This window comes from Microbacterium sp. NPDC019599 (assembly GCF_040632175.1).
Lineage (GTDB): Bacteria > Actinomycetota > Actinomycetes > Actinomycetales > Microbacteriaceae > Microbacterium.
The window spans coordinates 127213-141605 of sequence record NZ_JBEYBL010000006.1; the positions used below are offsets into that span (position 1 = coordinate 127213).

General features: G+C 71.4%; 12 protein-coding genes. 3 read left to right on the forward strand and 9 right to left on the reverse strand.

Features of this window, described 5'->3' with window-relative positions; genetic code table 11:
- Positions 1 to 310: 310 nt before the first annotated feature.
- Positions 311 to 565, reverse strand: a complete 255-nt coding sequence (locus ABZ477_RS12270; protein ID WP_360133053.1) for a hypothetical protein — start codon at positions 563 to 565, stop codon at positions 311 to 313.
- 82 nt (positions 566 to 647) lie between these two features.
- Here ABZ477_RS12270 and ABZ477_RS12275 point away from each other — a divergent pair, with 82 nt between their 5' ends.
- Positions 648 to 1853: a homoserine O-acetyltransferase gene (locus ABZ477_RS12275; RefSeq protein WP_360133056.1), complete on the forward strand. Its 1206-nt coding sequence runs from the start codon at positions 648 to 650 to the stop codon at positions 1851 to 1853.
- A gap of 1 nt (position 1854) precedes the next feature.
- Here ABZ477_RS12275 and ABZ477_RS12280 read toward each other — a convergent pair whose 3' ends face one another.
- The 5 genes from ABZ477_RS12280 to ABZ477_RS12300 all read right to left on the reverse strand — a co-directional run bounded on the left by ABZ477_RS12280 (position 1855) and on the right by ABZ477_RS12300 (position 6833).
- The gene (locus ABZ477_RS12280) at positions 1855 to 2694 is read right to left on the reverse strand and encodes an NUDIX domain-containing protein (protein ID WP_360133059.1); all 840 of its coding nucleotides are present in this window, start codon (positions 2692 to 2694) and stop codon (positions 1855 to 1857) included.
- 264 nt (positions 2695 to 2958) lie between these two features.
- Positions 2959 to 4179 (reverse strand): MFS transporter, encoded by a 1221-nt coding sequence (locus ABZ477_RS12285; protein WP_360133062.1) that lies wholly within the window; start codon positions 4177 to 4179, stop codon positions 2959 to 2961.
- Positions 4180 to 4263: 84 nt separating this feature from the next.
- Positions 4264 to 4572, reverse strand: coding sequence for a thiamine-binding protein (locus tag ABZ477_RS12290; protein WP_360133065.1), 309 nt, complete (start codon positions 4570 to 4572; stop codon positions 4264 to 4266).
- 17 nt (positions 4573 to 4589) lie between these two features.
- The gene (locus ABZ477_RS12295; RefSeq protein WP_360133068.1) at positions 4590 to 5804 is read right to left on the reverse strand and encodes a hypothetical protein; all 1215 of its coding nucleotides are present in this window, start codon (positions 5802 to 5804) and stop codon (positions 4590 to 4592) included.
- Between the two features lie 198 nt (positions 5805 to 6002).
- On the reverse strand, positions 6003 to 6833 hold the full coding sequence (locus tag ABZ477_RS12300) for an ADP/ATP-dependent (S)-NAD(P)H-hydrate dehydratase (RefSeq protein WP_360133071.1): 831 nt from the start codon (positions 6831 to 6833) through the stop codon (positions 6003 to 6005).
- 27 nt (positions 6834 to 6860) lie between these two features.
- On the opposite strand from ABZ477_RS12300, the gene ABZ477_RS12305 reads away from it, so the two are divergent.
- Positions 6861 to 7934 carry an NADH:flavin oxidoreductase/NADH oxidase gene (locus ABZ477_RS12305; RefSeq protein ID WP_360133074.1) on the forward strand — a complete coding sequence of 358 codons (1074 nt, stop codon included), beginning with the start codon at positions 6861 to 6863 and terminating at the stop codon, positions 7932 to 7934.
- A 104-nt stretch (positions 7935 to 8038) separates the two neighbouring features.
- On the opposite strand, the gene ABZ477_RS12310 is transcribed toward ABZ477_RS12305, so the two are convergent.
- Both ABZ477_RS12310 and ABZ477_RS12315 read right to left on the reverse strand, forming a co-directional pair.
- A complete protein-coding gene (locus ABZ477_RS12310; protein ID WP_360133077.1) occupies positions 8039 to 9121 on the reverse strand; it encodes a hemolysin family protein in 1083 nt (360 codons plus the stop codon).
- A complete protein-coding gene (locus ABZ477_RS12315) occupies positions 9118 to 10443 on the reverse strand; it encodes a hemolysin family protein (RefSeq protein ID WP_360133080.1) in 1326 nt (441 codons plus the stop codon). Before ABZ477_RS12315 ends, ABZ477_RS12310 begins: the two co-directional genes overlap by 4 nt.
- A 204-nt stretch (positions 10444 to 10647) precedes the next feature.
- Here ABZ477_RS12315 and ABZ477_RS12320 point away from each other — a divergent pair, with 204 nt between their 5' ends.
- Entirely contained in the window at positions 10648 to 12768 is a 2121-nt protein-coding gene (locus ABZ477_RS12320; RefSeq protein WP_360133083.1) for a M1 family metallopeptidase, read from the forward strand.
- Between the two features lie 52 nt (positions 12769 to 12820).
- Here the strand turns inward: ABZ477_RS12320 and ABZ477_RS12325 are convergent, their stop codons facing one another.
- Positions 12821 to 14281, reverse strand: a complete 1461-nt coding sequence (locus ABZ477_RS12325) for a GuaB1 family IMP dehydrogenase-related protein (RefSeq protein WP_360133086.1) — start codon at positions 14279 to 14281, stop codon at positions 12821 to 12823.
- Between the last annotated feature and the right edge of the window lie 112 nt (positions 14282 to 14393).

Below are 14393 nucleotides of genomic sequence, written 5' to 3' on the forward strand. Positions count from 1 at the left end.
GGCGCAGCATCCGGGATCGCGCGCGTGACGGGCCCGCGTGCCTGCCCGCGCCACAGCGCCGCAGATCGCCACAACGTCACACAATCCGAGCCCGATTCCTGCGACATTGCGGTTATCTGCGACATTGCGGCGCAGCATCCGGGATCGCGCGCGTGACGGGCCCGCGTGCCTGCCCGCGCCACAGCGCCGCAGATCGCCACAACGTCACACAATCCGAGCCCGATCCCTGCGACATTGCGGTTATCTGCGACATTGCGGCGCAGCATCCGGGGGTCGTGTGCGAAAGCGGATGCTGTGCGCCCACCGCGCGTCAGCCTTCGGCGTGGTCCTCCACGTCGTCGGCCCCGCCGAGGTCCTCGAGCAGATCCTCGCGCGAGAGGTGCTCGCCCGGGACGGGCGCGCGGAACGGCGGCGCGGGCGCCTCGGGGTCGAGCACGGCCCCGTCCGGGGCGTCGGCACTGGCGTCCTCGAGAAGGACGTCGACGTCGTGATCGAGGTCGTGCTCGGTGCCGGGCTTGGGCGCCGGCGACTCATGGGCGGGCATGAACGGCTCTGCGGTCGGCATGTCCGCATGATCGCATGCCTCGGTGACCGCGCGGGGGTGTAATACACCGCCCGATCCGATCCCGACCCGGGAGAATGGACCGATGGACTGGCAGACCTCCGAAGACACGGTGCCGTCGGCACCCGTGACGGAGGCCGATGCCCGGCTCCTGCTCGGGCGGCCACCCGCGACGGGCGCGTGGCGTGACGGCGACCCCGTGGGCGACCGGCACTTCGCGGCGTTCGGAGCGTTCCGCACCGAGGGCGGCCGCGAGCTGCCCGGCTACCGCCTCGCCTACGAGACGTGGGGCGAGCTCAACGCGGCCCGCGACAACGCGGTGCTCGTGCTGCACGCCCTCACCGGCGACAGCCACGTCCGCGGACCCGCCGGGCCGGGGCATCCCACCGCCGGATGGTGGAGCGACATCGTCGGCCCGGGCTCGCCGATCGACACGGACGACTGGTTCGTCGTGGCGCCGAACATGCTCGGCGGCTGCCAGGGCTCGACCGGGCCCGCGAGCATCGCGCCGGACGGCTACGAGTGGGCCTCCCGCTTCCCGTACCTGACGATCCGCGATCAGGTCGCAGCGCAGGTGCGCCTCGCCGACGCGCTCGGCATCGACACGTGGGCCGCCGTGCTCGGCGGCTCGATGGGCGGTATGCACGCACTCGAGTGGGCGGTCTCACTGCCCGAGCGCGTCTCGCGGGTGGGCATCCTGTCCGCCCCGCCCGTAAACACGGCGGACCAGATCGCCCTCAACTCCGTGCAGCTCGAGGCGATCTCGATCGACCCGCGGTTCCAGGGCGGTGAGTACTACGACGCCGACGCGGGCGACGGACCCCACCGGGGACTCGCCCTCGCCCGGCGCATGGCCCTGCTGAACTACCGCAGCCCCACCGAGCTCAATCAGCGCTTCCAGCGCTCCTGGCAGTCGGGCGTGAGCCCCCTCGGTCACGGCGGCCGCTTCGCCGTCGAGTCGTACCTCGACTTCCACGGCAACCGCTTCACGCGTCGCTTCGACGCCAACACCTACATCACGCTCGTCGAGGCGATGAACTCGCACGACGTCGGCCGCGATCGCGGCGGAATCGAGGACGCCCTGGCGCGCGTCACGGCGACCACCCTCGTGCTCGGCATCGACAGCGACCGGCTCTTCCCCGTCGAGGGTCAGCACCGCATCGCGCGCGGCATCCCGAACACGCTCGACGGCGACCGCGCGGTCGTGCTCACGAGCGACTTCGGCCACGACGGCTTCCTCATCGAGACGCACGCCGTCGGCGCGCATCTGCGCCGCCTGCTGGCCGCCTGAGTCAGCCGCTGCGCGTATAGACCCAGGGCAGGGAGCCGAGCTCCAGCCGGTGGCGGGCGGCGGCGGTGAGGGTCCCCACGCCCCCTCCAGGCAGAACTGACGCGTCGCCCGGAGCCTCCGGGCGCGTGGGCCCGGCCTCGTCCCCGACCTCCGCCTCGTATTCGGCGTCCTCCTGCCACAGCAGGAGGGGCCCCGAGGCGCCACGGCGGGCGACCGTCTCGAAGCGGCGGAATCCGGCGAGGCGCAGCATCCCGAGCACCGTCTCGACGTCCGGCTGGCCCGCGATGGAGTGGAGCGTGACCCACGTAGGCGGGTAGAGCGTGACCTCGCCGCGCGCGTGCCGCGCGAGGAGGTCCTCGGGCCGCACCCACTCCGCCGCGACGGCTTCGCCCGGGGACAGCACGAGCTCGGCGGCGTCCGCCTCGACGGCGAAGAACCACGTGCGGATCCGCAGCGGAAGGCCCGGCGGCGGATCCCAGCACGAGATCGTCTGGAGAATCCCGGGGTCGAGCTCGAGCCCCGTCTCCTCCCACGCCTCGCGCACGCCGGCGCGGCGCGCGGCATCCTCCTCCTCGCCGCCCGGCGCGCGATCGGCGTCGTCGAGCTTGCCTCCCGGGAAGACCCACGCCCCCGCGAACGAGCCGCGGTCCGGCCGCTCGATCAGGAGAGCCTCGGGCCCGCGCGGCCCGTCCCGCAGGACGACGACCGTCGCGGCGACAGGGATGCCGGGATCCGTGCCGTCGCCGGGCACTCGCGGCCTCGACTCGCCGACGACGTCGGCGAGGGCCCGGACGGCCCGGTCGGCGGGTGAAGCGCCCGGTGGTGGGGTCGGCTCTGTCACCCGCTCAGCCTACGTGGGGCCCGGCCGGGGTCCGGCAGCCGCCGGGGTACGGCATCCCGAACCGCCTGGGCGGCGCGGCGGCCGACGAGGGGAGGGCATCCGGCGCAGGGAGGACGGATGCAGCGACTCCGTCCTCCGCCGGTGTGTTCTCCTCCGCCCGCCGAGAGGAGCGGAGGATGCCGGGCTCCGTCCTCCGCCGGTGTGTTCTCCTCCGCCCGCCGGGAGGATCGGAGGATGCCGGGGCTCAATCCGGCAGGCCGTGGCTCAGGCCGGGACGGCGACCCGGCGCCGTGCGTCGACCGCGAAGCTCACGACGGCGAGCACGAGCCCGGAGAGGGCGAGCGCGACGCCGACCCACGCGGGGGCGGTGAAGCCCCACCCGATCGCGATCACGGTTCCGCCGAGGAAGGCCCCGAGGCTGTTGCCCATGTTGAGGGCCGAGTGGTTGAGGGCGGCCGCGATGGACTGGTTGTCCTCCGCGACGTCCATGAGCCGGGTCTGGATCGCGGGGCTGAGGCACGACGAGATGAAACCCGTCGCGAAGACGAAGACGGCCAGCGCCCAGACGCCCTGCGCCGACAGGGCGAGCAGGGTCTGCACGACGGCGAGCGCGACGAACCCGACGAGCATCGTGCGCTTGAGGTCGCGGTCGGCGACGACGCCGCCGACGAGGTTGCCGACCGTCATGCCGATGCCCATGACGACGAGCACGATCGGGACCGCCCACTGGGGCGAGCCGGCGACCTCGGTCACCATGGGCGCGACGTAGCTGTAGACGGCGAAGAAGCCGCCGAATCCGATCGCACCGACGGCGAGCGTGAGCCACACCTGTCCGATCCGGAACACCCCGAGCTCTGCGCGGAACGTGCGCGCCGCATCGCCTTCGTGCTCCGGGACGAAGAAGCCGATGCAGACGGTGGCCGCCGCGAAGATCGCCGCGACGACCATGAAGGCGGCGCGCCAGCCGACCTGCTGTCCGAGGTAGGTTCCGAGCGGCACGCCGACGACGTTCGCGATCGTGAGACCCGTGAGGACGAAGGCGACGCCCTTCGCGCGCCGGCCGGGCCCGAGGACGTCGGCCGCGACGAGCGCGCCGATGCCGAAGTACGCGCCGTGCGGGAGTCCGGCCAGGAAGCGGGATGCCGCCACGAGCTCGAAGCTCGGCAGGACGAACGTCAGCGCATTGAAGGCCGTGAGCGCCAGCGCGAGCCCGATCATGACCCGGTGCCGCGGATACTTCGCGACGGCCCCGGCGATCGTCGGAGCGCCGACGACCACGCCGAGCGCGTAGAGAGTGATGAGCCAGCCCGTCTGGGCGATCGCGGCCTCGGGGTCGGCGCTCGAGAGCGCGGGAAGCAGATCGCGCGCGATGTCGGGCAGCAGGCCCATGACGACGAACTCGGTCATGCCGATGCCGAAGCTGCCGACGGCGAGAGAGAGGAGCGCCCCCGTCGCCGCACCCCTCGAGAGAGTCGAGGAGGTCACGCGGTCATGCTAGCGGCTCGCACAGCATCCTGTCGAATCGATTCGAGGAGCGACTCCGGATGCTGCTCCCGCGGCCGGAGCGAGTCAGGCGCCGTCGTCGAGCGCGGCCTCGAGGCGCTCGATCTTGCCGTCGAGCTCACCCGTCCAGCCGGGGCGGATGTCGGCCTTCAGGACGAGCGAGACGCGCGACCCGAACGGCAGGACGGCTTCGGTGGCGCGCTTGACGACGTCGAAGACCTCGTCCCACTCCCCCTCGATCTCGGTGAACATCGACGTCGTGCGGGCAGGTAGGCCGCTCTCGCGCACGACGCGGACGGCCGCGGCGACGGCGTCGTGCACCGAGCCGTCGGCGTTGCCGGTGCCGCTCGGGGCGACGGAGAAGGCGACGAGCATGTGATCCTCCAGATCGGTCAGGCCAGGCGTGAGGGAAGTCCGGCGCGGTGGTGTTCGGGGACGCGGACGAGGCGCACGACGATCCAGACGAGCATTGCGGCGAGGACGGCGTTGCGCAGCGTCAGAACCGCCGCGGGCCACGCCTCGGCGCGCAGCAGACCCGCGTACATGCCCGGATAGACCCAGAACGTGAGCCCCGCCGCGACGAGGCCGAGGACAGCGGGCTTCCACCATCCGCGCCGGTCGATCACGAGGCCCACCACGATCGGCGCGACGATCCAGGTGAGGTACTGCGGCGAGCCGACCTTGTTGAAGACGATGAACGCGAGCACGAGCCCGAGCGCGAGATTCGGGTAGAGCGATGCGAACGTCGCGCCGCGCCAGGCCTTGTACGCGCCGAGCGCCGCGACTGCCGTGACCGCGACGACGAGCACGGGTGTCATGAGGGCGATGAGCGGGTCCACCTCGGGACCCGTGACCTGGAAGGTCAGAAGGTCCTGGTCGTAGTAGATGAACGATCCCTGGATGCCCGCGACGGCGCGCCACAGGTAGAACGCACTGACCGGCGCCTCGAGCTGCAGCCCGCGATCGGCCTGGTCGGTCACGAAGCCGAACAGGTTGGCCGCCCCGCCCGCAACGATCACGACGGCGATGATCGCAGCGGAGAGGACGGCGGCTCCGCCCAGGACCGCGAGCCGCCGGCGCACGGCGATGAGGGCTGCGGCCAGGAGCGCCGCGGGCCACACCTTGATCCAGGTCGCCGCGCCGAGGAGGACCGATCCGAGCCAGGGCCGGCCGACGAACCACAGGCTCCCGGCGAGCGCGAGCGGGACGGTGATCCCGTCGAGCCGATACATCCCGACGGGCCCGAGGGCCGCGATGAAGACGAGCCAGTACCAGCCGCCGATCCACCGTCCCGTCGACCGCGCGCGCCCGATGAGCATCGCGAAGGCGAGGGCGTCGCAGAGGGTCACGAGGATCGCCCACGCGACGAGGTAGCCGGAGATCCACGCGAACGCGTGCGCGAGCACCATGGGCAGCAGCGCCAGCTGCGGATACACCCACGGCTCGGTGATTCCGACGATCCCGCGACCTTCGAGAGCCTGCGTCGACCAGGGCTCGTAGACGTTGGTGACGTCGCCCATCGGCTGGTTCGGCAGGACGAAGCCGAGCACTGCGACCCCGACATGGACGACGGCGAACGCGATCCACAGCACCGCCCGCCTCGACACCTCCCCATCCTAGAAGGCGGGCTCGCGAGGCCCCCGAACCCGGGCGCCCGCGGGCTCGAGCCGCGGGTCGCGCGACTCGGTTGTCGCGGTTCCACGCGGAGCACCGTCATCGCGTGGATCCGCGACAGCCGAACGACCCGCGGCATCCGCCCGACGACGGCGCACGGTGGGACGGGTCGGGATGCTCCTCCCCGCGCGTCAGAGCAGCTCGGCGACAGCGCGGGGCAGGGCCTCCGCGACGTCCAGCGCCGTCAATGGCCCGCCCGCCGGCCCCAGGTCATCGACGACGAGGTGGGCGGCCCGCCCATGCAGCCACGCGCCCGAGGCGGCGAGATCGGCGAGCATCTCGGCATCCGGATCCCCGTCGGTCGCTGCGGCCGCCACGAGCGCGCCGATGACTCCGCCCAGCACGTCGCCCGTCCCTGCCGTCGCGAGCCACGGCGTGCCGGCGTCGACGGTGCGGACCGGGCCCGACGGCGCCGCGACGATCGTCAGGTGCCCCTTGAGGAGCACGGTCGCGCCGAGGGCTGCGGCCGTCTCGGCGACGGCCGCAGCGCGGGCCTCGTCGCCGCCTGCAGGCTCGTCGAGCCCGAGCGCCTCGCGCAGCCGCGCGTGCTCCCGATCGTGCGGCGTGACCACGAGCGGCGCCGTCGCGTCGGTCACGAGATCGAGCGCGCCCGCGTCGACGACGACGGGGACGTCGCCGGACAGGATGCCGCGCAGCGCATACGTCTCGTCGCCGGTGCGGGACGCGGCATCCGTTCCCGAGCCGATGAGCCACGCCTGAACGCGCCCGTCGACCGTGACGGTCTCGGGGCGGCGCTGCAGCACGAGATCGCGCGCCGCGCCGACGTACCGGACCATGCCGACGCCCGTGCGCCACGCCGCTTCGACGCCCAGGACGGCGGCGCCGGGGTACTGGGCCGACCCGGTTCGGACACCGAGCACACCGCGGGAATACTTGTCGTCGGCGGCGGTTGGCCTTCGGAGGAGTCCTGCGACATCGGAGCCCGTCCACGATCCGCCCATGGCCACACACTACGCCGGAGAGCATGTATGACGACGACCCTGTTCACCCCCTTCACGATCCGCGGGGTCACCGCGCGCAACCGCCTCTGGGTCGCCCCGATGTGCCAGTACAGCGCGGTGGCGGGCGTGCCGCAGGAGTGGCACCACACCCACCTCGCGCAGTTCGCGTCAGGCGGGGCGGGCATCGTGATGGCCGAGGCGACGGCCGTCGTCCCTGAGGGGCGGATCTCGCCGGAGGACACCGGGATCTGGAACGACGAGCAGCGCGACGCCTGGGCGCCGATCGCCGCCGCGATCCGCGCGCGGGGCTCCGTGCCCGCCATCCAGCTCGCCCACGCGGGCCGGAAGGCCTCGACCTGGTCGCCGTTCGCGGGCGAGCGGGGCAGCGTCCCCGTCGACGAGGGCGGCTGGCCGACGGTCGCGCCGTCCGCCGTCGCATTCGACGGCTACGCCGAGCCCGCGGCCCTCGACCTCGCCGGCATCGACGCGATCGTCGACGCCTTCGCCGCGGCCGCGCTCAGGTCCCTCGACGCGGGATTCGAGATCCTCGAGATCCACGCGGCGCACGGCTATCTGCTCCACGAGTTCCTCTCGCCCCTGGCCAACCACCGGACGGACGAGTACGGCGGCTCGCTGGAGAACCGCGCGCGCCTGCTGCTGCGCGTCGTCGACGCGGTCCGGGATGCTGCTCCCGACGTGCCGCTGTTCATCCGCTTCTCGGCGACCGACTGGGCCGACGGCGGACTGACCGTCGAGGAGACCGCGACGGTCGCGCGGTGGACGGCGGATCGCGGTGTCGACTTCTTCGACATCTCCAGCGGCGGCCTCGTCGCGCACCAGCGGATCGTCCCTGCGCCGGGTTACCAGGTCGGCCTCGCCCACCACGTCCGCGAGCACGCCGGCGTTCCCGTGAGCGCCGTCGGCCTCATCGACACGGGCCGCCACGCCGAGGACGTCCTGCGCCGCGGCGAGGCCGACGCCGTCATGTCGGCCCGCGAGTGGCTGCGCGACCCGCACTTCGCCCTCCGCGCGGCGGGCGAGCTCGGCGCCGACATCGACTACTGGCCGAAGCAGTACGTCCGGGCGCGCCGCCGCCACTGACAGGGGACGGATGCCGCGGCTCGCGCCGCCGGTTCACCAGAACTTCTGGTGAACCGACGCCGAAACGCCAGAACTTCCGGCCTCTCGGCGCGCCGAGCCGGGCGTCAGCCCGCCCAGCGGCGACGGCGCGTCGCGTCCTGGATCTCGCCCACGAGCTCCTCGATGATGTCCTCGAGGAAGAGCACCGCCGTCGTCTCACCCTGCTCGTTGCGCACCTGGGCGAGGTGGCGTCCGGCACGGCGCATGAGCGCGAGCGCGTCCTCGAGGTCGGTCGTCTCGAGCACCGGCACCATGTGGTGGATGCGCTTGCGCGGGAGGGTCCGCGACACCTCCCCCGCCCCTTCTGCGCGGGATGCGGCATCCGGTCCCTCGGCCGCCCGAAGGACGTCCTTGAGGTGCACGTACCCGATCGGCGCGCCCTCGTCGTCGACGATGACGTAGCGCGAGAAGCCGTGCTTGGCGACGGCCCCCTCGATCTCGTCTGCCGTCGTCTCGGCGGGGAGCGTCACGATGTCGCCGAGCGGCACCGCGATGTCCTTCGCCTTCTTGTCGGTGAACTCGACGGCGGCCGCCACCGTGCCGGCCATGTCGTCCAGGACGCCCTCGATGCGCGACTGGTTGACGATCGTCGCGACCTCGTCGAGCGTGAAGGTCGAGGCGGCCTCGTCCTTCGGCTCGACGCGGAAGAGCCGCAGGACGCTGTTGGCTGCCCAGTTGAGCGACACGATCACGGGGTGGAAGATCTTCGACACCCACACGAGCGGTGTCGCGAGCATCAGGACGGCACGGTCGGGAACCGAGAACGCGAGGTTCTTCGGCACCATCTCGCCGAAGACTACGTGCAGGTACGACACGAGGACGAGCGCGACGATGAACGCGATGACGTCGACGGCCGCCTCTCCGAGGCCCGTGAGCCCCAACGGCACCGCGAGCAGGTGGTGGATCGCCGGCTCCGAGACGTTGAGGATCAGCAGCGAGCAGATCGTGATGCCGAGCTGCGACGTCGCGAGCATGAGCGTCGCGTGCTCCATCGCGAAGAGGGCAGTCTTGGCCGAGCGCGACCCGCGCTCCGCCAGCGGCTCGATCTGCGAGCGACGTGCCGAGATGACGGCGAACTCCGCGCCGACGAAGAAGGCGTTCGCGACGAGCAGCACGAACAGCCAGGCGATTCCGGCCCAGTCGCTCATCGCTCGCCCCCTTCCTCGTCAGAGGAGTGGGGCATCGGCTTGGGCGTGAACCTCACTCGATCCACGCGCCGGCCGTCCATGCGCTGCACCGCGAGGGTCCCGTCCTCGACCTGGACAGCATCCCCGACCGTCGGTATCCGCTCGAGCTCGCTCATGAGGAAGCCGCCGACGGTGTCGTAGACCTCACCCTCCGGCACGCGGATGCCCGTGCGGTCGAGCAGCTCGTCGGGCCGCAGCTCGCCGGGGAACACGACGCCCTCGGCCTCGCGCACGATGCCCGCGCGGCGGCGGTCGTGCTCGTCGAGCACTTCGCCGACGATCTCCTCGACGAGGTCCTCGAGCGTCACGACGCCCGCTGTGCCGCCGTACTCGTCGACCACGATCGCCATCTGATAGCCGCGGGCCCGCAGCTCCGAGACGAGCGCGTCGAGGTGGACCGCCTCGGGGATCCGCAGCGGCTCGGTCGCCAATGCCGCGACCGGCACGTCGGGGCGCCGCTCGCGCGGGACGGCGACGGCGGCCTTGAGGTGCACGATGCCGACGATGTCGTCCATCGAGTCGTCGTAGACGGGGAAGCGGCTGTGGCCCGTGCGGCGCGCGAGCTGGATCGCATCCTCGGCCGAGTCCCCCGCCGCAAGGGCATGGATGCTGGGACGCGGCGTCATGACGTCGGCCGCCGAGAGCCGGGCGAAGGTGAGACTGCGGTCGAGGAGGGATGCCGTGTCCTCCTCGAGGACGCCCGCGCTCGCGCTGCGCCGGACGAGGCTGGAGAGCTCCTCGGCGGTCCGGGCGCCCGAGAGCTCCTCCTTCGGCTCGATGCCCACTGCGCGCAGCACGCCGTTGGCGCTGCCGTTGAGCACGACGATCGCCGGCCGGAACACGGTCGTGAAGCCGACCTGGAACGGCATGACGAGCTTGGCGGTCTGCCGCGGGAGCGCGAGGGCGAAGTTCTTCGGCACAAGCTCGCCGAGGATCATCGAGAGGATCGTCGCGACCGACACGCCGACGAAGACGGCGATCGGCGAGACGAGGCCCGACGGCACGCCCCATGCGGTGAGCACCGGCGCGAGCAGGCTCGAGATCGCAGGCTCCATCGTGTAACCGGTGAGCAGTGTCGTGAGCGTGATGCCCAGCTGCGCGCTCGATAGGTGCGTGGAGGTGATCTTCAGCGCGCTGATCGTCAGTGAGAGGCGGGATTCACCCCGCTCGCGGCGCGCTTCGAGGTCGGCGCGATCGAGATTGACGAGGGCGAACTCGCTCGCGACGAAGAGTCCGGTCCCTACTGTGAGCAGGAGCCCCACGCCCAACATGACGTACTCCATCACGCATCACCCCCCATCGTGGTGGGTGCGGGTCGGTGGGGCGATCGTCTGTGACTAGGAGGGTCGTCCATCGTGCGCCACAGTCTACGGCAGTGCCGCGGACGGCGTCCGGGTGGTGCGCATCCGGATGCCGCGCACTCCCTTGACGCGGGCCATGCCTGGGGCCACGATGAGCGCGTCACTGCTCGCCGAGGAGGTCCCGCCGTGAACGCATCGACCGGAATGCCCAGGACCCGCAGGCGCGTCGGGATCGCCGCCGCAGTCGCGGTGGTGATCGCCCTCGCAGCGCCCCTCAGCGCGGCGGCCGCCGGCAAGGACGGGGTCGGCGACCCGTACTTCCCCGATGACGGCAACCCCGGGTACGACGTGAGGCACTACGGGCTCGACGTCTCGTACGATCCCGCCACCGACAATCTCGTGGGCACGGCCGTCATCACGGCGACGGCATCGAAGAGCCTCTCGTCGTTCAACCTCGACCTCGATGGACTCGATGTTTCCAGCGTCAGGGTGAATGCGCGGACGGCGAGCTACGAACGCTCGGGCGGTGAGCTCATCGTCACGCCCTCCTCGAAGCTCAAGAAGGGCCTGCCCTTCGTCACGATCGTCCGGTATTCGGGTGTCCCGGAATCGCTCGAGGGGGCGGGGTTCCTCGCGACGGATGACGGGGTCCTCGTGGCCGGACAGCCTCACGTCGCCTCTTCGTGGTTCCCCGTCAACGACCACCCGTCCGACAAGGCGCTCTATACGATCCGCATCACGGTGCCGCAGGGTCTCCAAGCGATCTCGAACGGCCGGCTGATCTCGCAGCGGGATCAGGGCGGCGACTCCATCTGGCTGTGGAATGTGGATGAGCCGATGGCGAGCTATCTCGCGACGATCGACATCGGCGAGTTCGACGTCGACGCCTACACGGAGGACGGCATCGCGTACTGGGATGCCCTCGACCCCGACCTCTTCGCGCTGCCGATCGTGCCGCGCACGGGCACATCGTTCGCGTACTCCGGCTCGTCGGAGCTCGCGTACAGCCGATTGCAGCGGACGATCCAGGTGGACGCGGCATCCCCTGAGCTGTCGTTCTGGGTCGACCGCGACACGGAAGCGGACTGGGACTTCGCGTTCGTGGAGATCGCCCCCACTGGCACCGACGACTGGACGACCATCGGGGACACGGGCGGCATCCTCTCGCAGTACACGGGCTTCTCTGCACCGGGGTTCACGGCTGCCTGCGACGTCCTCGCGGTACTGCACCCGTTCCTCGCCCACTACCTCTCGCACGACGGCGACGGCGCGTGCCTCCCCGTTGGATCGACCGGCCAATGGTGGGCGGCGACGGGCGCGAGCGACGGGTGGGAGCAGTGGGCCTTCGATCTGTCCGCCTATGCCGGCCAGCAGGTCGACGTCGCGATCTCCTACGTCACGGACGACGTCTTCTCCTTCGATGGAGTCGCGGTCGAAGACGTCGTCGCTCCGGGCGGTGACGGGACGACCTCGTTCGAGGACGACGGCGACTCGCTCGACGGGTGGACGGTGCCGGGCGCACCCGACGGCAGCCCGGGCAACGAGACCGACTGGATGGCGACGAGCGTGAGTCCGCCGCCCATCGGCGTCGACATCGCGGCGTCCTTCGCGCGGCAGCCCGAGATCATCGCAGCGCTCGAAAGCTGGTTCGGCGACTACCCGTTCGACGAGGCGGGCGGCATCGTCGACGACCTGGAGGGTCTCGGTTTCGCCCTCGAGACCCAGACGCGCCCGGTGTACTCGAAGGACTTCTGGTCCGATGGGCAGAACGACGGGGTCGTCGTGCACGAGCTCGCGCACCAGTGGTTCGGCGACAGTGTCCCCCTGGACCGGTGGGCCGACATCTGGCTCAACGAAGGGTTCGCCACGTACGCCGAGTGGCTGTGGAGCGAGTACGACGGCGGGCCGGCCCCGCAGGACTACTTCGAGGCCTACTACAACGGCATCCCGGACGACGATCCGTTCTGGAGCGTCGTGATCGGAGACCCCGGCCCCGATCTCCTGTTCGACGGGGCCGTATACGACCGCGGTGCGATGACGTTGCAAGCACTGCGCAACACGATCGGCGATGACGCGTTCTTCGAGCTGCTGCCCCGATGGCACGACTCGCACGAGAAGGGCAACGCGACCACCAAGGAGTTCATCGCGCTGGCCGAGGAGGTGTCCGGCATGAAGCTCGGGAAGCTCTTCGACGCGTGGCTGTACACGGGCGAGCGTCCCGCGGAGGTGCCGAACACAGACGTGCAGAGGTTCGGCGCTGGGGGCGCACCGAAGGTCACTCTTCCGCGGGAGCTGCGCGAGTACTGAGCGCCGCGACCGAGGAGGTTGACGGATGCCGGGACCCCCGGCAACCGGATTCTCACCAGCTGACCGGCAGCGCCTTGCCCTCTTCGTAGCCGGCCGCCGACTGCAGGCCCACGCGCGCGCGGTCGTGGAACTCCGCGACCGTCGCGGCGCCCGCGTACGTGAACGAGGACCGCACGCCCGAGGTGATCATGTCGAGCAGGTCCTCCAGCCCCGGGCGGAGCGGGTCGAGGTAGATCTTGGACGACGAGATGCCTTCCGCGAACAGCTCCTTGCGGGCGAGCTCGTACGGGTCGAGCCGTCCGAATCGCTCGTGCACGGCCTTGGTCGACGCCATGCCCCACGACTCCTTGTATGACCGACCGGCTGCATCGACCTGAAGCTCGCCGGGCGCCTCGATCGTGCCCGCGAACCACGAGCCGATCATGACGGATGCCGCTCCCGCCGCGAGCGCGAGCGCGACGTCGCGGGGGTAGCGGACGCCGCCGTCGGCCCACACATGGGCGCCCATGACGTGCGCCGCCTCGGCGGTCTCGAGGACGGCGGAGAACTGCGGACGCCCGACGGCGGTCATCATGCGGGTCGTGCACATGGCGCCGGGGCCCACGCCGACCTTCAGGATGTCGGCGCCCGCCGTCACGAGGTCGTGCACGCCCTCGGCCGAGACGATGTTGCCTGCCGCGATCGGGATGCCGAGGTCCAGGCCCGCGACGACGCGCAGGGCGGCCAGCATCCCCTCCTGGTGACCGTGGGCGGTGTCGACGACGAGGACGTCGACACCGGCGGCCGCGAGCGCCTGCGCCTTGCCCGCGACGTCGCCGTTGATGCCGACCGCGGCCGCGACCGTCAGGCGACCGTCGCGATCGACGGCGGGCCGGTAGATGTTGGACCGCAGGGCGCTGCGCCGCGAGAGGGTTCCGACCAGGTGGCCGTGCCGCAGCACGCACACGGTCTCGGCCTCGGCCCCGACGATGAGGTCGAAGGCGTGCCGCGGGCTCTCGACGTCGTCGGCGTCGATCGAGGCCGCGTGGCCGCGCGCGAGGTCGCCGAGCCGCGCGTCCGGGAGCGCCGTGCCGAGGCGCTTGGCCGGGACGATGCCGAGGATGTCGTCGACGTGCAGCCCGTCATGGCCTGCCGCCGGCGCCACGACGATGCCGTGGCCGTCGGTCGCCGGCAGGAGTCGTGCGGCGTCGGCGACGGTCGCCTCGGGCGGGAGCACGAGCGGCGTGTCCCACACGACGGGCTGGGCCTTGACCCAGCGGATCGCGGCATCCAGCTCCTGCAGGGGCATGTCCTGCGGGAGGACGCCGAGCCCTCCGCGGCGCGCGAGCGTGGACGCGAGGCGCGCGCCGGTCACGGAGTTCATGTTCGCCGAGACGATGGGAAGCGTCGCAGGCGTGCCGTCGCCGGGTGCGAGATCGACGTCGAGGCGGCTCGTGACCGCAGACCTTCGCGGCACGAGGAAGACGTCAGAGTAGGTCAGATCGACGTCGGGCCGCTCACCGTAGAACTCCACGCATCAAGGTTAGTGATTCTTGCCTGTGCGAATAATGATGCCGATTCATGCATGCTGCGGCCTTCCGAGCCCGGGAACGGCACGGAAGACTGGGTTAGGCTTAACAGTCGTG